Origin of the sequence: Saccharothrix sp. NPDC042600 (assembly GCF_040647305.1) — a bacterium.
Lineage (GTDB): Bacteria > Actinomycetota > Actinomycetes > Mycobacteriales > Pseudonocardiaceae > Actinosynnema > Actinosynnema mutabilis.
In genome coordinates this window covers 16,175-40,700 of sequence record NZ_JBEZBW010000005.1, presented here as the reverse complement: position 1 = coordinate 40,700, position 24,526 = coordinate 16,175, and the positions used below count along the sequence as shown (strand labels likewise).

At 73.9% G+C, this 24,526-nt stretch carries 23 protein-coding genes; 12 read left to right on the top strand and 11 right to left on the bottom strand.

What is annotated here, in order from left to right:
* The first annotated feature begins 4 nt into the window (after positions 1-4).
* Both AB0A74_RS05745 and AB0A74_RS05740 read left to right on the top strand, forming a co-directional pair.
* Entirely contained in the window at positions 5-355 is a 351-nt protein-coding gene (locus AB0A74_RS05745) for a metallopeptidase family protein (RefSeq protein ID WP_358247725.1), read from the top strand.
* Positions 352-807 (top strand): hypothetical protein, encoded by a 456-nt coding sequence (locus tag AB0A74_RS05740; RefSeq protein WP_358247724.1) that lies wholly within the window; start codon positions 352-354, stop codon positions 805-807. The genes AB0A74_RS05745 and AB0A74_RS05740 overlap by 4 nt, the downstream gene beginning before the upstream one ends.
* Here AB0A74_RS05740 and AB0A74_RS05735 read toward each other — a convergent pair.
* Both AB0A74_RS05735 and pheA read right to left on the bottom strand, forming a co-directional pair.
* Positions 804-1,415 carry a histidine phosphatase family protein gene (locus AB0A74_RS05735; RefSeq protein WP_358247723.1) on the bottom strand — a complete coding sequence of 204 codons (612 nt, stop codon included), beginning with the start codon at positions 1,413-1,415 and terminating at the stop codon, positions 804-806. The genes AB0A74_RS05740 and AB0A74_RS05735 overlap by 4 nt on opposite strands.
* Positions 1,412-2,305, bottom strand: coding sequence for a prephenate dehydratase (gene pheA / locus AB0A74_RS05730; RefSeq protein WP_358247722.1), 894 nt, complete (start codon positions 2,303-2,305; stop codon positions 1,412-1,414). The genes AB0A74_RS05735 and pheA overlap by 4 nt, the downstream gene beginning before the upstream one ends.
* Positions 2,306-2,407: 102 nt before the next feature.
* Between pheA and AB0A74_RS05725 the strand changes: the two genes are divergently transcribed.
* A complete protein-coding gene (locus tag AB0A74_RS05725; protein WP_358247721.1) occupies positions 2,408-3,019 on the top strand; it encodes a macro domain-containing protein in 612 nt (203 codons plus the stop codon).
* Positions 3,020-3,067: 48 nt separating this feature from the next.
* On the opposite strand, the gene AB0A74_RS05720 is transcribed toward AB0A74_RS05725, so the two are convergent.
* Positions 3,068-3,550 carry a GNAT family N-acetyltransferase gene (locus AB0A74_RS05720; protein ID WP_358247720.1) on the bottom strand — a complete coding sequence of 161 codons (483 nt, stop codon included), beginning with the start codon at positions 3,548-3,550 and terminating at the stop codon, positions 3,068-3,070.
* A gap of 61 nt (positions 3,551-3,611) precedes the next feature.
* Between AB0A74_RS05720 and AB0A74_RS05715 the strand changes: the two genes are divergently transcribed.
* Positions 3,612-4,235, top strand: coding sequence for a response regulator transcription factor (locus AB0A74_RS05715; protein ID WP_358247719.1), 624 nt, complete (start codon positions 3,612-3,614; stop codon positions 4,233-4,235).
* Between the two features lie 5 nt (positions 4,236-4,240).
* Here the strand turns inward: AB0A74_RS05715 and AB0A74_RS05710 are convergent, their stop codons facing one another.
* The gene (locus AB0A74_RS05710) at positions 4,241-5,359 is read right to left on the bottom strand and encodes a GAF domain-containing sensor histidine kinase (protein ID WP_358247718.1); all 1,119 of its coding nucleotides are present in this window, start codon (positions 5,357-5,359) and stop codon (positions 4,241-4,243) included.
* Complete coding sequence (gene cydD, locus AB0A74_RS05705; RefSeq protein ID WP_358247717.1) at positions 5,356-8,496, bottom strand: thiol reductant ABC exporter subunit CydD; 3,141 nt, start codon at positions 8,494-8,496, stop codon at positions 5,356-5,358. The genes AB0A74_RS05710 and cydD overlap by 4 nt, the downstream gene beginning before the upstream one ends.
* Before the next feature lie 149 nt (positions 8,497-8,645).
* Here cydD and AB0A74_RS05700 point away from each other — a divergent pair, with 149 nt between their 5' ends.
* Complete coding sequence (locus tag AB0A74_RS05700; RefSeq protein WP_358247716.1) at positions 8,646-9,077, top strand: hypothetical protein; 432 nt, start codon at positions 8,646-8,648, stop codon at positions 9,075-9,077.
* 3 nt (positions 9,078-9,080) lie between these two features.
* On the opposite strand, the gene cydB is transcribed toward AB0A74_RS05700, so the two are convergent.
* Both cydB and AB0A74_RS05690 read right to left on the bottom strand, forming a co-directional pair.
* Positions 9,081-10,085: a cytochrome d ubiquinol oxidase subunit II gene (gene cydB, locus AB0A74_RS05695; RefSeq protein WP_358247715.1), complete on the bottom strand. Its 1,005-nt coding sequence runs from the start codon at positions 10,083-10,085 to the stop codon at positions 9,081-9,083.
* Positions 10,086-10,094: 9 nt separating this feature from the next.
* On the bottom strand, positions 10,095-11,579 hold the full coding sequence (locus tag AB0A74_RS05690; protein WP_358247714.1) for a cytochrome ubiquinol oxidase subunit I: 1,485 nt from the start codon (positions 11,577-11,579) through the stop codon (positions 10,095-10,097).
* Positions 11,580-11,914: 335 nt separating this feature from the next.
* On the opposite strand from AB0A74_RS05690, the gene AB0A74_RS05685 reads away from it, so the two are divergent.
* On the top strand, positions 11,915-12,508 hold the full coding sequence (locus tag AB0A74_RS05685; RefSeq protein ID WP_358247713.1) for a TMEM165/GDT1 family protein: 594 nt from the start codon (positions 11,915-11,917) through the stop codon (positions 12,506-12,508).
* Here the strand turns inward: AB0A74_RS05685 and AB0A74_RS05680 are convergent.
* The 3 genes from AB0A74_RS05680 to AB0A74_RS05670 are packed head-to-tail and all read right to left on the bottom strand — an operon-like array spanning position 12,505 to position 15,230.
* A complete protein-coding gene (locus AB0A74_RS05680; protein ID WP_343933668.1) occupies positions 12,505-13,176 on the bottom strand; it encodes a helix-turn-helix domain-containing protein in 672 nt (223 codons plus the stop codon). The two genes, AB0A74_RS05685 and AB0A74_RS05680, sit on opposite strands and share 4 nt — an antisense overlap.
* 9 nt (positions 13,177-13,185) lie before the next feature.
* Positions 13,186-14,367, bottom strand: coding sequence for a fumarylacetoacetate hydrolase family protein (locus tag AB0A74_RS05675; RefSeq protein WP_358247712.1), 1,182 nt, complete (start codon positions 14,365-14,367; stop codon positions 13,186-13,188).
* A complete protein-coding gene (locus tag AB0A74_RS05670) occupies positions 14,364-15,230 on the bottom strand; it encodes a hypothetical protein (protein ID WP_358247711.1) in 867 nt (288 codons plus the stop codon). Before AB0A74_RS05670 ends, AB0A74_RS05675 begins: the two co-directional genes overlap by 4 nt.
* Positions 15,231-15,299: 69 nt before the next feature.
* Here AB0A74_RS05670 and AB0A74_RS05665 point away from each other — a divergent pair, with 69 nt between their 5' ends.
* From AB0A74_RS05665 to AB0A74_RS05640, 6 genes are all read left to right on the top strand, one after another.
* Positions 15,300-16,475, top strand: a complete 1,176-nt coding sequence (locus AB0A74_RS05665) for a homogentisate 1,2-dioxygenase (RefSeq protein ID WP_358247710.1) — start codon at positions 15,300-15,302, stop codon at positions 16,473-16,475.
* A gap of 70 nt (positions 16,476-16,545) precedes the next feature.
* On the top strand, positions 16,546-17,811 hold the full coding sequence (locus tag AB0A74_RS05660; protein WP_358247709.1) for an SWIM zinc finger family protein: 1,266 nt from the start codon (positions 16,546-16,548) through the stop codon (positions 17,809-17,811).
* Positions 17,808-19,238, top strand: a complete 1,431-nt coding sequence (locus AB0A74_RS05655; RefSeq protein WP_358247708.1) for a DUF5691 domain-containing protein — start codon at positions 17,808-17,810, stop codon at positions 19,236-19,238. Before AB0A74_RS05660 ends, AB0A74_RS05655 begins: the two co-directional genes overlap by 4 nt.
* Complete coding sequence (locus tag AB0A74_RS05650) at positions 19,235-20,317, top strand: AAA family ATPase (RefSeq protein WP_358247707.1); 1,083 nt, start codon at positions 19,235-19,237, stop codon at positions 20,315-20,317. Before AB0A74_RS05655 ends, AB0A74_RS05650 begins: the two co-directional genes overlap by 4 nt.
* Complete coding sequence (locus tag AB0A74_RS05645) at positions 20,317-22,662, top strand: DUF5682 family protein (RefSeq protein WP_358247706.1); 2,346 nt, start codon at positions 20,317-20,319, stop codon at positions 22,660-22,662. Before AB0A74_RS05650 ends, AB0A74_RS05645 begins: the two co-directional genes overlap by 1 nt.
* Positions 22,659-23,978: a VWA domain-containing protein gene (locus tag AB0A74_RS05640; protein WP_358247705.1), complete on the top strand. Its 1,320-nt coding sequence runs from the start codon at positions 22,659-22,661 to the stop codon at positions 23,976-23,978. Before AB0A74_RS05645 ends, AB0A74_RS05640 begins: the two co-directional genes overlap by 4 nt.
* Before the next feature lie 12 nt (positions 23,979-23,990).
* Here the strand turns inward: AB0A74_RS05640 and AB0A74_RS05635 are convergent, their stop codons facing one another.
* On the bottom strand, positions 23,991-24,455 hold the full coding sequence (locus tag AB0A74_RS05635; RefSeq protein ID WP_358247704.1) for a hypothetical protein: 465 nt from the start codon (positions 24,453-24,455) through the stop codon (positions 23,991-23,993).
* Positions 24,456-24,526 lie beyond the last annotated feature (71 nt).

Genomic DNA, 24,526 nt, shown 5'->3' with positions numbered 1-24,526 from the left:
CGCCGTGCCCGCGGAGATGACCCGGCAGCGGTTCGAGGAGCTGGTGGCCGACGCCCTGGACCTCCTGCCGCCGGAGTTCGCGGCGGCGATGAACAACGTGGTCGTGCTGGTCGAGGACCGCAACCCGGAGGAGCCGTCCCTGCTCGGCCTCTACACCGGGATCGCGCTGACCCGGCGCACCACCGACTACGGCGGCGTCCTGCCGGACCGGGTCACCATCTACCGCGAGGCGATCCTCGACGTCTGTGACACCGAGGACGACGTCGTGGAGGAGGTGGCGATCACCGTGATCCACGAGATCGCCCACCACTTCGGCATCGACGACGACAAGCTGCACGAGCTCGGGTGGGGATGAGCGCCGACGAGTGCGTCCACGAGCTGCCGGCCGGCATGTGCCACCTGTGCAAGGCGCCGCCGCCGGGCGTGCTGAAGCAGGGCTGGCGCACCAAGGGCGGGCGCGCCTACCACAACGACCGCGAGTGCGACTTCCTGCGCAAGGGCCACCGCTACGCCGAGCGCCGGGGCAACGACGTGCACGACGCCGTGCCGGTGCGGTGGGCGGAGGTGGACCCGGGCGAGCTGCAGCCGTGCGAGCACTGCTGCACCCCGGAGTGGCTGCGCCGCCACGACCGCGCGCCGGCGGGCAAGCCGTGCCTGGTGCGGGTCGGCGACGCGTGGGTGCCCGGCACGCTGGTGTGGGAGCCGAGGGCCCGCCCCGACGGCCTGTGGTGGGCGTCGGTCACGCACCGGGCCCACGGCCGCGAGGTCACCGAGACCCGCAGCCAGCACGACCTGCGCAAGCGCTAGTGGATCCGGTCCACCCCGGTCCACGACGTGCACACCCAGCCCGCGCCGTCGTGCTCCAGCACGACCTGGCCCGTGTTGGGCAGCAACCCCGCCTCCAGCAACGCCGGCTGGACGTTCTTCGCCATCGCCAGCGCCGCCAACCGGATCGCGCCGCCGTGGCTGACCAGCACGAACGTGTCGTCCGGCGCGTGCCGGGCGGACACGTCGTCCACCGCGGCCACGAACCGCTCGATCACCTGCCGGCCGGTCTCGCCGCCGGGGATCGGCGCGTCCAGGTCGCCCGCCGCCCACCGGTGCGCGGCGGCCAGGAACAGGTCGAACGCCTCCCGGTCGTGCCGGCCCTCCAGGTCGCCGCAGAAGATCTCCTGCACCCCGTCCAGCACCTCGACGGCCAGGCCGTGCGCCGCCGCCACCGGGGCCGCCGTCTGCTGCGCCCGCACGGCCGCGCTGGCGTAGACCGCGCTCACCGGCACGTCCGCCAGCGCCTCGCCCAGGGCCGCCGCCTGCGCCAGCCCGGCGTCGGTCAGCGGCGGGCCGGGTGGCAGCGAGTCCAGCGCCATCTTGAGGTTCGACGCCGTCTCGCCGTGCCGCACCAGGATCAGCTTCACGCGCCCCGCCCTTCCCGCACCGCGGCCAGCCACTCGGCCGCCGCCACGAACTCCTCGTCGCCCGGCGTCGGACCGCCGGCCTCCGCCTTCGGGTAGGAGCCGAGGAACCGGGTGTCCGGGCAGTGCCGGCGCAGCGCGGCGAGGGCGTCGCCGACGCGCGGCTGGGCCACGTGCCCGTCGAAGTCGATGTAGAACCGGTACTCGCCGAGGCGGCCCTTGGTGGGCCGGGACTCGATGCGGGTCAGGTTGATGCCGCGCAGCGCCAGCTCGGCGAGCAGGTCGGACAGCGCGCCGACCCGGTCGGTCGCGGTGATCACGACCGACGTGCGGTCGTGGCCGGTGGGGGCGGGCAGCGCGCCGGGGCGGCGCAGGAGCAGGAAGCGGGTCTTGGCGTCGCGGACGTCGGCCACGTCGGTGGCCAGGACCTCCAGCGGGTAGTGCCGCACGGCGACGGGCGCGCTCACGGCCGCGTCGAACTCGCCCGCCAGCACGGCCCGCGCGGCGGCGGCGGTGGAGGTGGTGGCGACGACGTCGGCGTTCGGCAGGTGCTCGGCCAGCCAGTGCCGGACCTGGGCGAGGGCGTGCGGGTGGCTCGCGACGGTCTTCACCTCGCCGCCGCCCGGCCGCACCAGCACGCTGAACCGGACGTCCAGCACCGTCTCGGCGACGGCGACGAGCGGTTCGCCCTCGGTCAGGGCGTCCATGGTGGCCGGGACCGCGCCCTCGACGGAGTTCTCCACCGGCACGCAGGCGGCCTCGGCCTCGCCCCGGCGGGTCGCGGCCAGCGCCGCGGGCACGGTGTCGAACGGGACCAGGTCGGCGGGGGACGCACCGAGGCCGAGGGCGGCCTGCTCGGTGAACGTCCCTTGTGGTCCGAAGTAGGCGAGCACGCCGCAACCATACGAGCACCACGGCGGGTGGCCGCCGCTGAGGCGAGGATCACCCGGCCGGCGGAGGCCCGGCCCCGTTCCGCCGGACCCCTGTGTCCTGGAATGCTTGCGGCTGTGTCCGCCGATACGGAGGGTGAGATCAACGCTCCGGTAGCTGTTCCCCGTCTGGTGCTGTGCGCCGTCGACGAGCCCCTCGCGACGGCGTGGCTGGGTGTCGCCGACGGCCGCAGCGGTGTCGAGGTGCACCGGGGTTCGGTGCTCGACATCGTGGCCGAGGCCGTGGTGAGCCCCGCGAACTCCTCGGGCTGGATGCGCACCGGCATGGACGCCGTGTACGCCCGGGCCTTCCCCCACGTCGAGGCGCACGTGCGCAGCGCGGTGCTGGCGCTGCACGGCGGTGAGCTGCCGGTGGGCGAGGCGCTGGTGGTGCCGACCGGCGAGCCGCAGCCGGAGTGGCTGATCAGCGCGCCGACCCTGCGCACGGCGGGCGAGCACCTGCCGGCGGACACCGTGCACCCGTACCTGGCGGCGCGGGCCGTGCTGCGGCTGTGGCGCGACGGCCGGTTGGACGACGGCCGGCCGGTGCGCGCGGCGGTGCGGACGATCGCGATGCCGGGCCTGGGCACCGGGGTCGGCGGGGTGGCGCCGGAGACGTGCGCGCGCCAGGTCGCCGCCGCCTGGGACGAGGTGTTCAGCTCGCTCCCCCGGCGTTGACGACCTGTGCACAACTCTGTGGACAACCCGCGTGGAGCCTGTGGACAACTACCGGGGTGCGACCCATCGCTCCAGGTCCAGCTCGTCGGTGATGGGGATGCCGTAGTCCCCCACCGAGGGGATCTCCGGTTTGAGCCGGCGTGACTCGCGGACGGCGTCGGGCCGCAGCGCGGTGAGCCGGAACCCGCGCCGCTGGTAGAAGCGCAGGGCGTCGAGGTTGTCGTTGGTGGTGGTGAGCCGGACGCGGGAGCAGCCGAGCTGCCGGGCGCGCTGCACCGCGGCCTCGACCAGCGAGCTCCCCACGCCCCGGCCTCTTCGCAGGGCGTCGATCGTGACGATCTCCAGGAACCCGTCGGTGGCGGAGTAGGTGAGCAGGCCGACCACCTGGTCCTGCTGCTCGACCAGGAACCCGGGCAGACTGGCCGGGAAGAACACCTGGCCGTGGGCGACGGCGGTGTGCGCGCCCCACAGCTCCAGCACCAGTCGGCCGACGACGATCCGGTCGGCTTCCTCGATCGCGCGTACCAGCATGTACTGCACTGTCTTGAGGTCCGCGCGCAACCGGTACCGGCATTCGACCTATGGTTGTTGCGTGCCGGTGCGCGTGTTGCTGGTCGACGACCACGAGATCGTCCGCAGGGGGCTGCGCGAGCTGCTCGACGACGAGGACGACATCACCGTCGTGGCCGAGGCCGGCGGGGTGGACGAGGCCGTGGTGCTCGCGACCTCGACGCGGCCGGACGTGGCGATGGTGGACGTGCGCCTGCCCGACGGGACGGGCGTGGACCTGTGCCGGCGGCTGCGCGGGCTGGACGTCCGCTGCCTGGTCCTGACGGCGTTCGACGACGAGGAGGCCCTGGTCGGCGCGATCATGGCGGGCGCGTCGGGCTACCTGCTCAAGCAGGTCCGCGGGCAGGACCTGGTGAACGCGGTGCGCGAGGTGGCGGCCGGCCGGTCGCTGCTGGACCCGCAGACCACGGCCCGGGTCCTGGACCGCATGCGCCGCCCGCCGGAGGTGGACGTGCTGGACGCGTTGACCGAGCAGGAGCGGCGCGTGCTGGACCTGATCGGCGAGGGGATGACGAACCGGCAGATCGCCGAGCGGCTGTTCCTGGCGGAGAAGACGGTCAAGAACTACGTGACGTCGGTCCTGCAGAAGCTCGGCATGGAACGCCGCACTCAGGCGGCGGCCTGGGTGGCCCGCCGCGCGCGCTGACCCGGTCAGCCCAGCGGCACGTGCCAGGTGATCGTCGTGCCGGTGCGCGGCGACGACGTGACCTCGCACCCGCCGCCCGCGGCCAGCGCCCGTTCCTCCAGGTGCCGCAGGCCGCGCCGGCCCACGCCGCGCGGGATGCCGCAGCCGTCGTCGGCCACGCGCAGCTCCAGGCGGGCCGGGTCGCGGGTCACGGCGATCTCCACGCGGCCCGCGCCCGAGTGCCGGACCACGTTGGACAGGGCCTCGCGCAGCGCCGCCCGCGCGTGGTCGGCCAGGTCGGCGGGGACGTCGGCCAGGTCGCCGTCCACCCGCACCTCCGGTTCGAAGCCGAGCAGGTCGCCCGCGGTGCGCGCCTCGGCCAGCACGGACGCGCGCAGGTCGGCGTCGGCGGGCCGGCCGGGGTCGGCGCTGCGCAACGCCCGGACGGTGGCGCGCACCTCGGCCATGGTCTGGTCGAGCTGGTCCACGCAGTCCGCGAGCCGCTTCGCCTCGCGGCCGTCGAGCTTGAGCCTTCGGTTGAGCAGTTCGAGCTGGACGCCGGTCGCGTAGAGCCGCTGGATGATCACGTCGTGCAGGTCGCGGGCGATCCGCTCGCGCTCCTGGTAGACCGCTATCCGCTGGCGCGCGGTCGAACCCTCCGCGAGCACGACCGCGAGGCCCGCCTGCGCGGCGAACGCGGTGAGCACCTCGACGGTGTCCGGGCTGAACGGCGGCGCGCCCTTGCGCCGGTACACGGCCAGCGCCCCGATCCTGCGCTCGCGCGTGCCGAACGGGGCGACGGCGAACGGGCCGTACCCGCGCAACGACTGCGGCACGAACGGGGCGGTGCGCGGGTCGGTGGTGAAGTCGTCGGCGACCACGGCGACCCCGGTCCGCGCGGCGCGGGCGGCGGACGAGCGGTGGGACAGGACGATGCCGACCGGGTCGACGTCGCCGGAGGACGCCTCGACGGTGAGCGTCCCGTCGTCGCCGGTGGCCATCGCGAGGCCCAGGTCCGCCTCGGCCAGCTCGGCGGCGCGGCGGACGACGAGGGGCAGCACGGCGTCCGGGTCGTCGCCGGCGAGGGCGGCGGAGGTGATCTCGGTCGACGCGGCGAGCACCAGGGCGGGGTCCACGGCCGTCAACGGTAGGCCCCGACCCCGACTCGTCCCCGGGACACCTCCCACACCACGTCCGCCCGCCGGGCCTCGTCGGGCCGGTGGGTGATGTGCACGACGGTCCGGTCCAGGCGGTCGACCAGGTCGAGCAGGCGGCGGGCCGACAACTCGTCCAGGTGCGCGGTGGGTTCGTCGAGGAGCAGGACGTCGGCGTCGTGCAGCAGGGCGCGGGCGAGGGCGACGCGTTGCGCCTCGCCGCCGGAGAGCAGGGTCGGGCCGACGACCGTGTCCAGGTCGAGGTCGAGGCCCACGTGCGCGAGGGCCTCCCGCATGCGGTCGTCGGCGGCGGCCGGGTCGCCGATGCGGAGGTTCTCGCGCAGGGTCGTGGACACCAGCATCGGCTCCTGCGGGCACCAGGCGACCCGCGCCGGGCGGCGCACCGTCCCCTCGGTCGGCCGCACGAAGCCGAGGAGCACCGCGAACAGCGTCGACTTGCCCACGCCCGACGGTCCCACCACGGCCACCTTGGTACCGGCGGGTGCCCTGAGGCTCACCCGCTCCAGGACCGGCCGTGTCGCCCCGGGCCAGCGGGCCGTCACACCCTCCAACACCACATCGTCGGATTGTTCAACGATCACCTTGGCTGAATCGTCGGATTGCTCAACAATCCTCCCGTACGCCTCGCGCAACGCCTGCCGGTGCTGAGCCGCCGCCGGCAACGCGCCCAACACCTCGGCCAGCGCCAGGGGCACGAGTCCCAGCAGGGGCGCCAGCAGCGGATCGACACCGGCCGCGATCGCCGAACACGCCACGATCGCGCCGCCGAGCAGGAGGTGGACGAGGCCGGTCGCGGCGCCCGCGCCCCACGCCTGCCGACGGGCCATCCGGGCCAGCTCGGCGTCGTGCGCGGCCAGGCGCGCCCGGACCTCCCGGTCCGCGCCGAAGGCGATCAGGTCGGGTGCGGCGGTCAGCAGGGTGAGCACCTCCTCGGACACCTGCCGCCGACCGCGGGCCAGGACGGTGCTCGCCCGGCGCTCGGCGACCACGGCGACCAGCGGCGCGAGCGTGCCGCCGAGCAGGACCGCAAGCCCGACCGCGACGCCCGCCCACGGGTGGACCAGGGCGAACAAGACGGTGGTGGCCAGGCCGACCCCGGCGGCGACCAGCGGTGGTTGGAGCACGCGCGGGACCAGGTCGCGGACGGTGTCCACGTCGTCCACCAGGCGGGTCAGCTCGGCGCGACCCGGGCGCAGGGCGTTCCAGAGGCGGACGCGGAGGTCTTCGGCGAAGCGGAAGGCGGCGTCGTGCGACACCAGGCGTTCCAGGTAGCGCAGGACGCCCTTCGAGAGCGCAAACGTTCGCACGCCCACGACCAGCACGGACAGGGTCAGGATCGGCGGCTGCGTCGCGGCCTTGGCGATCAGGTGGGCGGCGACGGCGGTCAGCGCGACACCGCTGGCCGAGGCGGCGATCCCCAACGCCGCCCCGGCCAGCACCCGACCGGTCGGCCGCGGCGTCTTGGGTTTCGACGCGCGACCGACCTCGTGCTCCACAGCCGTCACCGGCAGATGATTGTCCCCTTGTTCAACAATCCTATGAGTGGACAAGAGAACAGCGGCCCCGCCATCCGCTGCCCCTTGAACCGCGGTCATGACCTTCGCGGCCGTGGCGGGGTCGAGGTGAGCGGTGGGCTCGTCCAACAAGAGGATTGTTGAACCATCCTTCACGCGGGTCAGCGCACGGGCGATGGCGACGCGTTGGCGTTCGCCTGTCGACAGTTCAACGATCCGACGATCCACCAGGTGGTCGGCGGCGATCGAGGCGAGGACGTCGCGGTCGACGCGGCCGGTGGTCAGTTCGAGCTCGTCGGCGACGGTGCGACCGGCGAAGGCGGGCCGCTGGGGGACCCAGGCGATGGCGTCCCGGTCGAGGACGACCTCGCCGCCGTCGGGCTCTACGTAGCCGAGGAGGACGTCGAACAGGGTGGACTTGCCCGCGCCACTGGGCGCGTCGAGCCGGTGCACCTCGCCGGGCCACACGACGAGGCTGATCCCGTCCGGCGCGAACCGCCCCCGCCGCCGCACCCGGAGGTTCCGCACCTGGACCCCGACCGGCCGCCCATCGACCGCCTGATCCCGAACCGCCGCGACCGCCCGACCACCCCTGGCTCGCACGCGCCGGCCGTCCCCCCGCGACCCCCGCGAGCGCCGCACCTCCGGGATCTCCGCCACCCGGCGCACCGCCTCCACCCCGTCCTCCGAGGCGTGGTGCGCCGCCCCCGCCGCCCGCAGCGGCAGGTAGCACTCCGGCGCCAGGATCAGCACCACCAGGCCGGTCAGCAGGGTCAGCTCCCCCGACACCAGCCGCAGCCCGATCCCCACCGCGATCAGCGCCACCGACAGCGACGCCGCCACCTCCAGCACCAGCGCCGACAGGAACGCCACCCGCAGCGTCCCCATCGTCGCCTTCCGGTACCGCTCGCCCACCTCCGCGACCGCCCGCGCCTGCGCCGAGGCCCGCCCGAACGCCGTCAGCACCGGCAGCGCCCGCACCAGCTCCGCCAACCGCCCCGACAGCCGCTCCAGCGCCGTCGCCGCCGCGGCCACCCGCGCCGAGGTGAACTTGCCGATCAGGATGGCGAACACCGGGATCAACGGCAGCGTCACCGCGATCAGCACCGCCGACGTCGGGTCCGTCCACAGGATCCACGCCCCGACCAGCACCGGCACGACCGCCGTCGTCACCAGCGCCGGCAGGTACTTGGTGAAGTACGCGTCCAGCGCGTCCAGGCCCTTGGTCGCCAGCACCGCCAGCTCCGCCGGCCCCCGGGACACGATCCACGCCGGCCCCAGCCCCAGCGCCCGGTCCAGCACGGCGGCCCGCAGCTCCTCCTTGGCGCCCGCCGCCGCCCGCGCCGCGACCGTCTCGGTGGCCCACGCCAGCACCGCCCGCGCCACCACCGCGCCCGCCAACAGCCACAACGAGCCACCGGCCACCAGCGCGGACGCGAGCGTCACGGCCTGGAAGACCAGGGCTCCCGAAGTCAGCGCGGCCAGCACGCCGCAGAGGGCCAACGCTCGGCGCGCCGAAGGCGAAAGGGCGGGTAGCGCGCCGAGCGGACCCCTCCCCGGCTTCTTGGCGGAAGGGGTTCCGGGGACGTCCACACCACGACCGTAGGTGCCCGGACGGCATCCCGCTCAGGTACGAGGGTCCCCCCGGTGGCAGGACCTAGGTCCCCCGCCGGCGTCCTCCGTCCGGCCGCACCTCGCGCCAACCCGTCCGCGGCACCGCGGAACACGCTTAAGGTGCGGGAATGGGGGAGAGCGGGTTCGTCGAGGTACACGGGGCCAACCGGGGCCACAACGTCTTCCTGCACTCGTTCGCCGTGGCGTTGATGGTCACCGGACCGATCGTCTACTGGGCCACCGACGGCGGCACCGTCGGCATCGTGCTCACCGCGCTCCTGTTGCCGCTGGGCATCGGCGTGTGGCGCGGGACCGGACGGGCCAAGCGGCGGCTGCTGCGCCTGGACGAGGTGGGCCTGCCCGCGACCGCCCACGTCCTGACCTACGAGCCGATCGGCGAGGACGCCACGGTCCGCGTCCAGCTCCTGATCAAGGGCCCGGACGTGCCCGAGTTCCTGATCGAGCACGACGCCCCGTACCACCCCCGCCTGCGGGCCGGGAACAAGCTCGACGCGGTGGTCGACCCCGACGACCACCGCGACTTCGAACTGGACTACTGACCCTTACTGCGGCACGTGCACCTTCGGGATGTGCCGCGTCCCGATGCGCTTGCGGAACACCCAGTACGTCCACCCCTGGTACACCAGCACCGCCGGCGTCCCGAACGCCGCCACCCACGTCATCACCGTCAACGTGTACGGGCTCGACGCCGCGTTCTCCACCGTCAACGAGAACGCCGGGTCCAAAGTGGACGGCAGCACGTTCGGGTACAGCGCACCGAACAACGCCGCCACCGCGCACGCGACCGCGACGCCCATCAGCGCGAACGCCTGCCCCTCGCGCCGCAGCGCCAACCGCGCCAGAGCGCCGAAAGCCGCCAGCGCGACACCGATCGCCGCCGCGTACGTCCACACCGTCCCGAATCGCAGCTGCACCAACAGCAGCAGCACGACAAGAGGCAGCAACGCGACCGGTGCGACCCGCAACGCCACCGCACGGGCACGTTCCCGCACCTCGCCCTCGGTCTTCAACGACAGGAACACCGCGCCGTGCACCAACGCGTACCCGGCGATCGCCAACGCGCCCAACAACGACTCCAGCGTCACCGCGGCGAACGGCGAGCCCACGCGGTCACCGTTGGCGTCCAACGGCAGCCCGAACACGTTGGCCGTCAGCACCAGCCCGACCCCGAGCGTCGCCACCCACGAGCCCACGAAGATGACCGTGTCCCACACCCGCCGCCAGCGCACCGAGTCCACCTTGCCGCGGTACTCGAACGCCACCCCGCGCCCGATCAGGGCCAGCAGGAACAGCACCAGCGGCAGGTAGGCCGAGCTGAACAGCGAGGCGTACCAGCCGGGGAACGCCGCGAACGTCGCACCGCCCGCCACCAGCAGCCACACCTCGTTGCCGTCCCACACCGGCCCGATCGTGTTGATCAGCACGCGCCGCTTGGTCTCGTCGCGCCCGAGCACCGGCAGCAGCATGCCGACCCCGAAGTCGAAGCCCTCCAGGAACAGGTAGCCCAGCCACAGCAGCGCGATCACGCAGAACCAGAACGTCTCCACGACAACCCCTCAGTACGCGAACGACAGGACGTCGTCGTCTATGCGCTGGTCCGGCTCGTCCGAGTCCGGCCCGTGGTCCGGCAGCACGCCCGCGACACCGCCGCGGACGTACCGCCGGACCAGGAACACCTCGACGCACGCGAGCACCCCGTAGACGAGCGTCAAGGCGATCAACGACGTCAGCACCTCGCCGGGCGTCGAGTTCGACACGGCGCGCGCGGTGAACATCCACACCCCGTCCACGCCGCTCGGGTTCGGGACCACGACGAAGGGCTGCCGCCCCATCTCGGTGAAGATCCAGCCGAAGCTGTTGGCCAGGAACGGCGTCGCGATGCTGCCCAGCGCCAGCAGCCGGAACCACCGCCCGGTCGGCACCCGCCCGCCCCGCGTCAGCCACAGGACCAGCAGGCCCGCGCCGACCGCGATCGCGCCGAAGCCGATCATCAGGCGGAAGCCCCAGTAGGTCACCGGCAGCAGCGGCACGTAGTCGATGGGCTTGCCCGACAGCTCGCCCAGCCGCTCGTCCACCGGGTAGTTCGCGCCGTACTTGGCCTGGTACATCGGGACCAGTTCCTCGATGCCCTTGACCTCGGACGAGAAGTCGTTGTGCGCCAGGAAAGACAGCAGCGCCGGCACGGTGACGCTCTTGACGTTCTCGCAGTCCGGGCGCGACACGTCACCGATGGCGAACACCGAGAACGCGGCCGGCCGCTCGGTGTGGCACAACGCCTCCGCGGCGGCCATCTTCATCGGTTGCTGCTCGAACATCAGCTTGCCCTGGAGGTCGCCGCTGATCGCCAGCCCGGCGAACGCGACGACGCCGACCCACGTGCCGAGCTTGACCGACGACCGCCACACCGGCTCCTCGGCCGACCGCTTCCACAGGTGCCAGGCGGCGATGCCGACCAGGAACGAGGCGGCCACGGCGAACGCGCCGAAGATCGTGTGCGGGAACGCGGCGAGCACGGTGTTGTTGCCCAGGACCTCCCAGATCGAGGTCAGCCGGGGCCGGCCGTCGACCAGCTCGACGCCCACCGGGTGCTGCATCCACGAGTTGGCGGCCAGGATGAAGTACGCCGAGGCCATCGTGGCCAGCGAGAACGCCCAGGCGCAGGCCAGGTGGACCTTGCGCGGCAGGCGGTCCCAGCCGAAGATCCACAGGCCGAGGAACGTGGACTCGACGAAGAACGCGACCAGGCCCTCCATCGCGAGCGGCGCGCCGAACACGTCGCCGACGAACCGCGAGTAGGCGCTCCAGGTCATGCCGAACTGGAACTCCTGCACGATGCCGGTCACCACGCCCATGGCGAAGTTGATCAGCAGGAGCTTGCCCCAGAACTTCGTCATCTTGTAGTACTTGCGGTCCCCCGTGCGGACCCACGCCGTCTGCATGCCGGCGACCAGCAGCGACAGGCCGATCGTCAGCGGCACCATCAGGAAGTGGTAGACGGTGGTGATGCCGAACTGCCACCGCGCCAGGTCGAGTACGTCCACGGCGACGACGGTAAGTCCGGCGGGGTGGTCCCGCTCAGGTACGACGGTCCCGTCCGGCCCGGGACCAAGGTCCTCCCTCCCGGGTGCGTCCGGCGTCACGTCGACCTGCGGGTATGCGTCACCTAAAGTAGGTTCCGCCAGAGGGGAGTAGTTCCCGCGACCGTGTGGTTCTGCGGTCACGGCGAGGTGATCGACACACTGATCCCGCCTTCGAGCGGATCCGGTCCCTCACCCGTTCTCGTGAACGGGCGAACGAGACCTCCGGCCGGGCAGCGCAACACGCCCGGTCGGGGTCGTGCTGCCTCCGTCCGGGTTTTACGGACGTGGAGGTACTCGTGGCACCGGAACTCATCGCGCTGGCAACGGCGTTCGGCATCATCTTCCTGGCCGAACTGCCGGACAAGACCATGGTCGCGACCCTTGTCCTCACCACCCGCTACCGGGCGTTGCCGGTGTTCGTGGGCGTCACGGCGGCGTTCGCGATCCAATGCGTGGTGGCGGCGACCTTCGGCGGCGTCCTGACCCTCCTCCCGGACCGCCTGGTGGCGGGCGTGGTGGCGGTGCTGTTCGGCGTGGGCGCGTTCCTCCTGCTCAAGGAGAGCTTCGCCAAGGACGACGACGCCACCGACGGCGCGGGGTCGCCGAACGCCGTCCCCTTCGGCCGCGCGGCCCTGACGTCCTTCGGCGTCCTGTTCGCGGCGGAGTGGGGCGACGCGTCCCAACTCGGCACCGCCGCCCTCGCCGCCCGCTACGGCACCCCGGTGTTCGTGGGCCTGGGCGCCTTCCTGGCCCTGGTGACGGTGGCCGGCATCGCGGTCCTGGTCGGCCGGAAGATCGCGACGCGCATCCCGACGCACCTGGTCCAACGGGTGAGCGGCACGATCTTCGCGGTGTTCGCCGCGCTGGCCCTGTGGCAGGCGCTCGCCTAGCGCAGGGCGTCGGCGACCTCCTGGGCCGCGCGGACCACCTGCGGGCCCACCACGTCGCCGTCCAGCTTCTCCAGGGCCACCACGCCGACGCTGGCCCGCAGGCCCGGCACGCCCCGCACGGGCGCCGCCACGCCGAACGCGCCCGGCTGCAACTCGCCCGTCGAGTGCACCCACTGCCGGCCCTCCGGGGACAGGCCGATCGCCTTGCCCGCCGCGCCCCGGTGCACCGGGTGGCGCGACCCCACCCGGTACGCCACGTGGTAGGCCGTCCAGGACGGTTCCACCACGGCCACGGCCTGCGCCTCCGACCCGTCCGCCACGGTCAGGTGCGCGGTGGCGCCCACCTGCTCGGCCAGGGTCCGCAGGGCGGGCTGGGCGGCCAGGCGCAGCTGCGGCAGGACGTTGGACGCCAGCCGCAGCACGCCCAGGCCCAGCCGGACCTTGGACCCCTCCCGACGCACCAGCCCGCGCGACTGCAGCGGCACCAGCAGCCGGTACACCGCCGCCCGGGAGGCGCCGATGGCGGCGGCCAGCTCGCTGATCGACGGCGCCTCCGACTCGGCGTCGGCCACCGCCTGGAGCAGGGCCAGGCCCCGCTCCAGGGTCAGCGAGCTCTCCTTGGACCCGGCGGGCAGCGGCAGCTTGCCGCGCGGGTCAGGTCTGGCCACCAGGCGTCCCTACCCTTCCGAGACCGCGGGCGCGATGGTGCCGACCACCTCGGACAGGCCCACGACCGACCCGTTGCCGCCGGGGGCCGTCGCGGTGATCCGCACCGTGTCGCCGTCCTCCAGGAACGTGCGCTCGGCGTCCCCGACCGCGACCGGCTCCTGCCCGCCCCAGCTCAGCTCCAGGAACGAGCCGCGCTCGTCGCGCTCCGGGCCGGACACGGTGCCCGACGCGATCAGGTCACCCGGCCTGACGGTAGCGCCGTTGGACGAAAGGTGCGCGAGTTGCTGCGCGAACGTCCACGACATCGTCCGGAACGGCGGGCGCGACACCAGCACGCCGTTCCACTCGACCTCGATGCGGATGTCCAGGCCCCACGGCCGGTCCTCGACCAGGTACGGCAGCACGTCGTTGCCCAGCGGGGGCGGGGTCACGCGGGCCGCCGAGAACGCCTCCAGCGGCGTGATCCACGCGCCCACCGAGGTGGCGAAGGACTTGCCCAGGAACGGGCCCAGCGGCTGGTACTCCCACGCCTGGATGTCCCGCGCGCTCCAGTCGTTGACCAGGGTCACGCCGAAGACGTGGTCCACGGCCTTGGCCGGGGACAGCCGGGACGCCACCGGACCGCCGCACACGAAGCCCACCTCGGCCTCGATGTCCAACCGGCGGCTGGGGCCGAACACCGGCCCGTCCGACGACCGGCGCTGGCCCTCCGGCCGCACGACCGGCGTCCCGGACACGACCACCGTGCCCGCGCGGCCGTGGTAGCCGATGGGGATGTGGGTCCAGTTGGGCAGCAGCGGGTCGCCGTCGGGGCGGAACATCCGGCCGACGTTCTCCGCGTGGTGGCGCGACGAGTAGAAGTCCACGTAGTCGGCGACCTCGAACGGCAGCACCGCGCCGTCCAGCCCGACCAGTTCCGCGCCGCGCGGCGCGGAGGTGGCGGTGACCAGCTCGACCAGCTTGGCCCTCAGCTCGCTCCAGACCGGCCGGCCGGCGGCCAGCAGGGGGTTGAGCGTCGGGGCCGTCACCAGGGGCGCCAGGCGCTCCCCGAAGTGGTCGGCGAGGGGTCGCAGCAGCAGCGCCCGGTCGCCGACGCGCACGGCGATTCCGCCGGGCACGACGCCGTAGGGCAGGGTCTGCGGCCCGAAGGGCGCGTCCGGCGTGAACGCCGGGTCGTCGATCCAGCTCACAGCAGGCCCAGCTCTTCCAGGTCGGTGACGGGCTCGTCCAGGGAGCACGAGCCGTAGGAGGCGAACACGCCGCGCACGGCGTGGGCGGCCTGGTCGGACAGCTCCCCCGCCTCCTTGGCCAGCGCCTCGCCGTCGGAGGAGGACAGCGCGGCCCGCACGTCGCCGCCGGACAGCGCGCGGGCGGTGGCCACCAGCAGGTTGAGGAACCCGTGGTGGGTGAACCCGGTCTCGCTGTCGGTGTAGCGGACGGCGTGGTGCAGGCCCGCGGTCGCCTTGAACGCGACCCCGCCGGAGGAGACCACCGACAGGAAGTCGGCGACCTCGTCCACGCTGGGGAAGTTCTCCTTGCTCAGGCCGCCGCAGCGCAGCTTGGGCCAGCTGCCGTGCTCGATGACGCGGCGCACGCCGTCGAGCCACTCGGGGCCGCCGCGGCGCGGCTCGACGACCCGGATCACGTCCTCGGGGACGAACTCCGAGACGCGTTCCAGCCACACCTCGTCCACGTCGGACGGCGCGGGCATCTCGACCATGCGCAGCGCGAGCAGCTCGCTGCGCGACTCCACGATCGAGACCGCCTTGGGCACGCCGCCCAGACCGGTGTCGATCACGAGGGACAGGGCGATCGGCTTGGCCGGCTTGACCTTGATCAACTCGGTGATCAGCTCGGCCAGACGTGACGCGGGACACAGGAAGAGCCCCACCGCGCCGGCCCAGTCGCCGGCCCTCGCGTCGAGGTGGCCGCGGACCGCGTCGGGCATGGTCGCGTTGCCCGGCGGGAAGAGCGCGGCGTCGTCCACCAGCCGCGCGAGCAGGGGCGGAGTGCCGCGTGGACCGGGCGCACGGAGTTCGAAGGCGCTTGACACGGCTGACACGCTAGTGGCGTACCGGTCAATGAACAAAGATGTCCGTTTATCGAACGCCCGGAGAGAACGATGGCGTACTACCGCCAAGTCGGGGAGATCCCCCGAAAGCGCCACACGCAGTTCCGCACACCGGACGGCGGCCTGTACGCGGAAGAGCTCATGGGGGTCGAGGGCTTTTCGGCCGACTCCGCCCTGCTCTACCACCGCCACCTGCCGACCGCGATCGTGAACGCGGAGACCGTCGCCGACGACCGGGGCGCGCTGGAGCCGAACCTCCCGCTCAAGCCCCGCGCCTTCAAGACGCAGGACCTGACCTGGTCCGACGACGTGGACGCGGTCACCGGGCGGCGGCGGTTGTTCGGCAACCAGGACGTGACGATCGGGTTCGTCCGCGCCACCACCCCGAGCCCCCTGTACCGCAACGCGGCGGGCGACGAGCTGCTGTACGTGCAGACCGGTCAGGGCGTCGTGGAGACGATCTACGGCGCGCTGCCGGTCGCCGAGGGCGACTACGTGGTGCTGCCGACGTCCTGCACCTACCGGGTCGTGCCGTCCCAGCCCATGAATATCCTGGTGCTGGAGGCCAAGGGGCACATCGGGCCGCCGCGCCGGTACCTGTCGGCCAAGGGCCAGTTCCTGGAGCACTCGCCGTACTGCGAGCGGGACATCCGCGGCCCGGTCGAGCCGCTGCTGGTGGACGGCGAGGACGTCGAGGTCCTGGTGCGCCACCGCGCCGGCCTCACCCGGTTCACCTACGCCAACCACCCGTTCGACGTCGTCGGGTGGGACGGCTGCCTGTACCCGTGGGTGTTCAACATCCGCGACTTCGAGCCGATCACCGGCCGCGTGCACCAGCCGCCGCCCGTGCACCAGACGTTCGAGGGCCCGAACTTCGTGGTGTGCTCGTTCATGCCGCGCAAGGTCGACTACCACCCGTTGGCGGTCCCGGTGCCCTACAACCACGCCAACGTCGACTCGGACGAGCTGATGTTCTACGTGGGCGGCAACTACGAGGCCCGCAAGGGCTCGGGCATCGGCATCGGGTCGCTGTCGCTGCACCCGTCGGGGTGCACGCACGGGCCGCAGCCGGGCGCGGTGGAGGCGTCGCTGGGCGCGGAGTACTTCGACGAGACCGCGGTCATGGTGGACACGTTCCGGCCGCTGGACCTGGGCGAGGCGGCGCTGGCGTCCGAGGACCGCAAGTACGCGTGGTCGTGGGCCAAGCGGGGTCCCGACCTGGACTGACGGTTCGCGCGACAACTCCTCCGCCGGGTTGATCGTCTTTTTGTCGGTGCACGCCGCTAGCGTCCTGGGCATGGACGCACAGGCGGTTCTGGGACTGGCCCCGGACGGCCAGGTGGCGAGCAGCGCCACCCGGCTGGCCGGGTCGTCCGGCTGGCGGGGCACCGGCCGCAGCGCGGAGGCGCTGTGGGGCCTGTGCGCGGGCAGCGGCAAGAACCCGTACCGGGTGTGCGTCGACCTGGGCGACCGCGCGTCGAAGTGCTCGTGCCCGTCGCGGAAGTTCCCGTGCAAGCACGCGCTGGCGCTGCAACTGCGCGACGCGCGGGAGCCGCTGCCGGCCGGTGATCCACCCGACTGGGTGAGCGAGTGGCTGGCGCGGCGGGAGAAGTCCACCCGGGAGGTGGACTCCTCGCCCGAGGCCGTCGAGCGGCGGGCGCGGGCGAGGGAGAAGACGGCCCGCAACCGGGCCGAGGCGGTGCGGGCGGGTGTCGCGGGGCTGACCGACTGGCTGGCCGACGTGGCCGGGGCGGGCATCGCCGGGCTGCCCGCGCGCGACGCGGCGTGGTGGCACGCGATCGGGGCGCGGATGGTCGACGCGCAGGCCAAGGGCCTGGCGTCGGCGTTGGACGACCTGCGGTCCGTGGTGGCGGCCGGCGGGCCGTCGTGGGCGCACGACGCGGCGGACCGGTTGGGCGGGCTGCACCTGCTGGCGCGGCTGGCGGACACGCCGTCGGAGGTCGTGCGCCGCCGGCTGGGGTTCTCGGTGGCGGAGGAGGAGGTCCGGGCAGGCGCGGCCTGGACGGACCGGTGGCTGCCGCTGCTGCGGCTGGAGTCCGACGACGGGCTGGTGCGCACGGTCCGGCAGTGGCTGTGGGGGCGGGAGCACGGCTGGGTGGTCGCCGTCCGGCACGCGGCCGGCGGCGCGCGGCCCGTTCCGGCGCTGCCGCACGGCGTCGAGGTGCGCGGGGTGGTGCACCCCTACCCGGGTTCTCCGCCGCACCGGGTGTCGGTGGGCGAGGTCGAGCCGTGCGAGGCCGCGCCGGTGCCGGTGCCCGGGTCGTGGCGGGAGGCGTTGGCCGGGCTGGAGCCGCAGCTGCTGGGCGACCCGTGGCTGCGCCTGCACCCCGTCGGGTGCGGCGGCGTGCGGCTGACGGCCGACCTGGGGCACGTCGTGGACGCGTCGGGGTGCGGCCTGCCGGTGCGCGCCGACCTGGCGGTGGAGCAGGCGGCGGCGGTGACCGGCGGGGAGCCGTTCGACGCTTGGGGCCTGTGGAACGGCCGTGACTTCCGGGTGGGCGCGGTGGCGTCGCCCGGCGGGGTGCCGGAGGTGCTGGGATGAGCACGCGAGCCGAGTGGGACGAGACCGTGCAGGCGCTGCTGATCGGCGCCCACCGCGCCCACACCAGCCCCGCGGAGCTGCTGGACCGCTGCGCCGCGCTGGGCGTGGCCGCGCACGGCGCTCAACTGCCGCCGGTGATCGACGCGCCGGTGCTGGCCCCGGCGCCGTCGTCGGCCGACCGCGTGCCGGGTCCGGCGGCGCGGGGCGTGCTGGCGCAGGTCGTGGCGCTGGACGACCAGGTGCTGCTCACCGAGTGGTGCGGGCTGGCGGCGGCGGCCGGGTTCGTCGCCGAGCCGAAGCAGCTGCCCGCGTTGCTCGCGCTGGCCACCGGCCACCCCGGGCTGCGGCAGGCCGTGTCCACCGTGCTGGGGGCGCGCGGGCGGTGGCTCGCGGGGCTGCGCCCGGGGTGGTCGTGGGCGACCGACGCGACACCCGCCGACGTGGACCTGGCCGACGTGCTGGACCTGCCCGGCCAGAGCCGGCTCACCGCCCTGCGGCGGGCGCGGCGGGCCGATCCGGCGGGCACGCGGGCGTTCATCGCGGAGCAGTTGGCCGTGCAGCGGCGGGCGACCGACCGGCAGGTGCTGGTCGCCGCGCTGGGGGCGGCGCTGTCCGAGGAGGACGAGCCGCTGCTGGAGGAGGCGCTGGACGACCGGGCGATCGGCGTCCACGACGAGGCCGTGCAGCTGCTGCGGGCGCTGCCGTCGTCACGGCTGTCGCAGCGCGCCGCCGAACGCCTCCACCGCGGGCTGTGGCTGACCGCGGACGGCTTCGACGTGCAGAGCGACGAGCTGTGGGCGGCGCCCGAACCCGAGCCCGAGGAGGCCCGCGACCTGCTGCGCGACGGGTCGGAGGCGGGTGTCGCGGGCCGCATCCGGGGTGCGGCGGCGAGCGTGCCGCCGAGCCACTGGACCCGGCGGCTGGGCACCGACGACCTGGGCGCGGCGCGCGAGCTGGAGCGCAGCCCGTGGGCGGCGTCGTTGCTGCGGGGCGTGGCGCAGCGGTTGCGGCTGGCGGCCGACGCCGGGCCGTGGGCGGTGGCGGCCACGCGGTCGCTCACCGGCATGGAGCAGCTGGAGATGCTGGCCACCCTGCCGCCGGACCTCGGGGCGCGCACCGTGGCCGAGGTGTCCCGGAACTGGAACTACGACCTGCTCGACCACGCGTGCTCGCAGCTGCCCGCGCCGTGGACACCCGAGGCCACCACCGCCCTGCTCGACCGCTACGCGCAGATGCGGGACCCGCGGTGGCGGGCGGGCCGGCCGCCGGCGGTGCTGCTGGCCCGCGGCGACGCCGGCGTGCTGGGCGCGAACTGGGACCGCATCACCGCCCGCTGGCCCGAGCACACCGTGGACCTGGACGTGCTCCGCCTGCGCGTGCAGCTGCGCGAAGCCTTCACCCCCCGACCGGAAGGACCACTGCCGTGACCACCGAGACCGTGCTGCGCCCCGCCGCGGAGCGGCAGCACGCCGCCGAACTCGCGGCGCTCGCGCAGGCCGACGACCGCCCCCGCCCGCCGCGCTGGCGGCTGTCGCCGCAGGCCGTGGTCCGGTACGTGCTGGGCGGGACCCTGCCCGACGGCACCGTGATCACCCCGAAGTACGTGGGCGACCGGCGGCTGGTGGAGATCGCCGTGGGCACGCTGGTGACCGACCGGGCGCTGCTGCTGGTGGGCGTGCCCGGCACGGCGAAGTCGTGGCTGTCCGAGCACCTGGCGGCGGCGGTGAGCGGCGATTCGACCCTGGTCGTGCAGGGCACCGCGGGCACCGGCGAGGAGCAGGTCCGGTACGGCTGGAACTACGCGCGGCTGATCGCGGAGGGGCCGAGCGAGGCGGCGCTGGTGCCGAGCCCGGTGCTCACGGCGATGCGGACCGGGGCGGTGGCGCGGGTCGAGGAGCTGACCCGGATGCCGGCGGAGGTGCAGGACTCGTTCATCACGATCCTGTCGGAGAAGGCGCTGCCCGTGCCGGAGCTGGGGATGCAGGTGCAGGCGGTGCCGGGGTTCACGGTGATCGCCACGGCCAACGACCGCGACCGGGGCGTCAACCAGATGTCGTCGGCGCTGGCCCGGCGGTTCAACACGGTCGTGCTCCCGCCGCCCGCGACCGAGGACGACGAGGTGCAGATCGTCCTGTCCCGGGCCGCGCAACTGGGCCGAGCGCTGGAACTGCCCGCCGAACCGCCCGCGCTGGAGGAGGTGCGCCGGGTCGTGCGCATCTTCCGCGAGCTGCGCAACGGGTCCACAGTGGACGGTCGCACGCAGCTGAAGCGGCCCAGCGGCAGCCTGTCCACGGCGGAGGCGATCTCCGTGGTGACCAGCGGCATGGCGCTGGCCGGCCACTTCGGCGACGGCACGATCACCGCCGACGAACTGGCGTCGGGCCTGCAGGGCGCGGTGGTGAAGGACCGCGTGTCGGACACGGCGGCGTGGCAGGAGTACCTGGAGGCGGTCGTGAAGGAACGCGCCGACTGGCGCGACCTCTACCGGGCGTGCCAGGGGTGGTGATGGACGTCCCGGACCGGGTGACCCTGCTGGGCATCCGACACCACGGCCCCGGCTCGGCCCGCATGGTCGCCGAGGCGCTGGACCGCGTCCAACCGGCGCTGGTCCTCATCGAGGGCCCGCCGGAGGGCGACGGGCTGCTGCACCACGTGCCGGACCTGGTGCCACCGGTGGCGTTGCTGCTGCACGACGAGTCCGACCCGGCACGCGCCGCGTTCTGGCCGTTCGCCGAGTTCTCCCCGGAATGGCGAGCCATGGTGTGGGCGAACACCACCAACGTCCCGGTCCGCTTCTTCGACCTCCCCGCCGCCGCCTCCCTCGCAGACGAGCCGAAAACCCCCACCCCTCCCGCCGACCCCGCCTCGCCCGCCGACCCGGCCACGCCCGCCGACCTCACCCCGCCCGCCGACCCCACCGATTCCGCCTCTCCCGCCGACTCCACCCCGCCGCCGATCCCGCTTCCCGCCTCCCCGGACCCCGATCCGAGCCGTCCCCGCGCGTCCCTCGACCCGCTCGGCACCCTGGCCGCCGCCGCGGGCTTCGACGACCCGGAGCGCTGGTGGGAGGACGTCGTCGAACACCACACCGACCCGGCGGACCTCGCCGAGGCCGTGGCGGAGGCGATGACCGCCCTGCGCGAGGAGTTCGCCGACGAGGTGGACGACCGCACCCTGCGCCGCGAGGCCGCGATGCGCCGCAACCTCCGCCAGGCGCTGAAGGACACCGACGGCCCGATCGCCGTGGTCTGCGGCGCGTGGCACGTGCCGGCCCTGCGCACCCTGCCGCCCGCCTCCGCCGACAACGCCCTGCTCAAGGGCCTGCCCCGGCGCAAGGTCTCCGGCACGTGGGTCCCGTGGAGCCACGGCAAGCTGGCCACGGCGTCGGGCTACGGCGCGGGCGTCACCTCGCCCGGCTGGTACGCCCACCTGTGGGAGTGCGCGCCGGCCGGTGACGCGGTGCCGCGGTGGTTCGCGCGGGCGTGCACGGTGCTGCGCGCCGAAGACCTCCCGGCGTCCACCGCGAGCGCCGTCGAAGCGGTCCGCCTGGCCGACACCCTCGCCGCACTGCGCGGTCGCCCGTCCCCCGGTCTGTCCGAGGTCATGGAGTCCGCGCGGGCGGTGCTGTGCAACGGCGACGACACACCGCTGCGGCTGATCCACACCCGCCTGGTGGTCGGCGAGCGGCTGGGCGAGGTCGGCGAGAACGTCCCGACGTCCCCGCTCGCCGCCGACCTCAACCGCCTGACCAGGCGCCTGCGCCTGCCCCTGAACGCGGAGCCGAAGCAGATCCGCCTGGACCTCCGCAAGGACACCGACCGCGAACGCTCGAAGCTCCTGCGCCGCCTGGAAGTCCTGGACGTCCCGTGGGGCACCCCGGACACCACCCGCACCATCGGCACGTTCGCCGAGGCGTGGCAGCTGCACTGGCGTCCGGAGTTCGCCGTGGCCCTGGCGACCGCCGCCCGCCACGGCACCACCGTCGAGGCGGCGGCCAACCAGGTCCTCACCACCCAGGCCGCCGGCGCGACCAGGGTCGTGACGGCCGCGGAGACCCTGAGCCGCGCGGTCGGCTGCGAACTCCCGGACGCGGTGACCGCCGCCCGAACGGCCCTGGACCGCTGCGCGGCGGCCGCGACCGACGCCCTGGAACTCCTCGGCGCCCTACCGGACCTCGCCACCACGGTCCGCTACGGCTCGGTCCGCGGCACCGACCCGGAACTCCTCCGCGTGGCCCTGCACGGCCTGCTGACCCGAGGCGCGGTCGGCCTGCCGCTGGCATGCCGAGGCGTGGACGACGACACCGCCGAACGCGCCCTGGCCGCGGTCAACGGCGCGGACGACGCGGTGCGCCTGGCAGCCGACGACGACCACAGGGAGACGTGGCAGCACGCCCTGAAGTCGTTGGTGGGCATGCAAGACGCCCACGGCCTGCCCGCCGGGCGCGCCACCAGGCTCCTGTGGGAGTCGGGCACCCTCGACTCGGAGGCCGTGGCCACCAGGCTCCACCGGGCGACGACCCGGGCAGCCGGCGCGACGGCCTTCGTAGCCGGCTTCCTCCGCGGCTCGGCGGCCTTGCTCACCGCGGACCCGAAGCTGTTCGCGGTGGTGGACGACTGGCTGACCGACCTGGCCGGCGCGGACTTCGACGCGGCCCTCCCCCTGCTCCGCCGATCGATCACGGACTTCAGCCCGGCCGAACGCCGAATGCTGGGCGAACGGGTGAAGGGCTCGACCAGAGCCACGCCCCAGGCCGCCCCCACCTGGGACGAGCCCTTGGCGGAACGCCTATCAGCGCACGTCAGGGCCCTACTGGCCACGCCTCTGACAGGGAGCGGCACCCCCCGATGACCGACCCGACCCCCACCGACGCACGCCCCACCGCCGCCGGCCCAGCCGCCACCGGCACGCCGGCCACCGCCCCGACCACCGCCGACGCGACCGCCGCCCCACCAGCCTCCTCCCCCGGCTCGCCCTCCTCCCCCGGCTCCGATCAGGAGCGCTTGCGGCGGTGGCGTCTGCTGCTCGGCGGCGCGGCGGGTGATCTGGGTGACCTCGGCGAGGACGACCGCCGTCGGGACGCCGCCCTCACCGGCCTCTACGGCGGCGGCGCGCCCGTGTCGGCCACCGACGCCCCCGACGGGAGCGGCAAGCGCAGTGCCGGGCTGGGTGGCTCGTCGCCCGTCCTGCACCGGTGGCTCGGCGACATCCGCACGTACTTCCCGACCTCCGTCGTGCAGGTCATGCAGAAGGACGCCGTCGACCGCCTCGGCCTGCGCCAACTGCTCCTCGAACCCGAGCTGCTCAAGAGCGTCGAGCCCGACGTGAACCTCGTCGGGACACTGATCTCCCTGTCCGGCGCGATCCCCGCCCGCACCCGCGAAACGGCCCGCGCGGTCGTGCGGAAGGTGGTCGAGGACATCGAGCGCCGGCTGGCCGAGCGCCTGCTCGACGCCGTCCACGGCGCGATCGACCACGCCAGGCGCACCAACCGCCCGCGCCTGAGCGACGTCGACTGGGCCCGCACGATCCGCGCCAACCTCAAGCACTACCAACCGGAACAGCGCACGGTCGTCGTCCAGGACTTGAAGGGCAACACGCGGCGCAGCCGGGCGGCGTCGCTCAAGGACGTGATCCTGCTGGTCGACCAGTCCGGGTCGATGGCGGAATCGGTCGTCTACTCGGCGGTGATGGGGGCGTCGCTCGCGTCGCTGCGGGCCGTCGACACGAAGCTGGTCGTGTTCGACACCGAGGTCGTCGACCTGACCGACGACCTGAAGGACCCGGTGGACCTGCTGTTCGCGACGCAACTCGGCGGCGGCACGGACATCAACCGCGCGGTCGCGTACGGGCAGTCGCTGGTGCGGCGGCCGACGGACACGGTGATGGTGCTGATCAGCGACCTGTACGAGGGCGGGGTCGCGCGCGAACTCCAGCGCCGCGTGCGTGAGCTGGTGCAGAGCGGGGTGACGGTGGTCGTGCTGCTGGCGCTGTCGGACAGCGGCACCCCGGCGTACGACCACGAGCTGGCGGCGAAGCTGTCGGAACTGGGCGCGCCGGCCTTCGCGTGCACGCCGGACCGCTTCCCGGACCTGCTGGCGACCGCCCTCCGCAAGGAGGACGTCACCGCGTGGGCGGAGCGCAACGAGATCCCCGTCGGCCGCTGACGGGCCGCCCGGTCACCGGATCACAACGCGACCGAGGGTGACGAACGGCGTCTCGGGCGTCAGCACGGCCGTGCGCCCGCGGTCGTCGGGGCCGGCGAGCCACAACTTGCCGGTGCGGCGGACGTCTTCACGCGCGCGTTCGGGCATTTCGGGCAGCCGCAGGAAGGTTCGGTCGGAGCCTTCGGTCTCCAGGTACGCCTGCCGCCCGATCCGCGTCCGGCCGGGGACGAACGACACGCTCACCGGGTGCCACGCGAAGTCCTCGGCGAGCCGCCGGACCTTGCGCCGGCACACGAAATGACGCAGCCCGGGCACCGCGAACTCGATGCACAGCGGGATCAACACGAAGACCCAGTTGGAGCCGATCCACACCGACACCAGCCACAGAACGGCGAACGAGAGCACGGCGAGCCCGACGAACCCGACCGCCCGCCGGTCCGCCCGAACCAGACACCGCCGCGTCCACTCCTCGCCCACCACTGCTCCCACACAACCAGAAATAGCCTCTTCCAGCCGGGATAGCCGAACAAATGATCACCGAAACCCGC

Excerpts from the sequence above, each read along its gene's own strand:
- AB0A74_RS05740 (WP_358247724.1), top strand. The coding sequence starts at position 352 with ATGAGCGCCGACGAGTGCGTCCACGAGCTGCCGGCCGGCATGTGCCAC.
- AB0A74_RS05725 (WP_358247721.1), top strand. The coding sequence starts at position 2,408 with ATGCTTGCGGCTGTGTCCGCCGATACGGAGGGTGAGATCAACGCTCCG.
- AB0A74_RS05720 (WP_358247720.1), bottom strand. The coding sequence starts at position 3,550 with ATGCTGGTACGCGCGATCGAGGAAGCCGACCGGATCGTCGTCGGCCGA.
- AB0A74_RS05700 (WP_358247716.1), top strand. The coding sequence starts at position 8,646 with ATGGGGGAGAGCGGGTTCGTCGAGGTACACGGGGCCAACCGGGGCCAC.
- AB0A74_RS05665 (WP_358247710.1), top strand. The coding sequence starts at position 15,300 with ATGGCGTACTACCGCCAAGTCGGGGAGATCCCCCGAAAGCGCCACACG.
- AB0A74_RS05660 (WP_358247709.1), top strand. The coding sequence starts at position 16,546 with ATGGACGCACAGGCGGTTCTGGGACTGGCCCCGGACGGCCAGGTGGCG.
- AB0A74_RS05655 (WP_358247708.1), top strand. The coding sequence starts at position 17,808 with ATGAGCACGCGAGCCGAGTGGGACGAGACCGTGCAGGCGCTGCTGATC.
- AB0A74_RS05645 (WP_358247706.1), top strand. The coding sequence starts at position 20,317 with ATGGACGTCCCGGACCGGGTGACCCTGCTGGGCATCCGACACCACGGC.
- AB0A74_RS05640 (WP_358247705.1), top strand. The coding sequence starts at position 22,659 with ATGACCGACCCGACCCCCACCGACGCACGCCCCACCGCCGCCGGCCCA.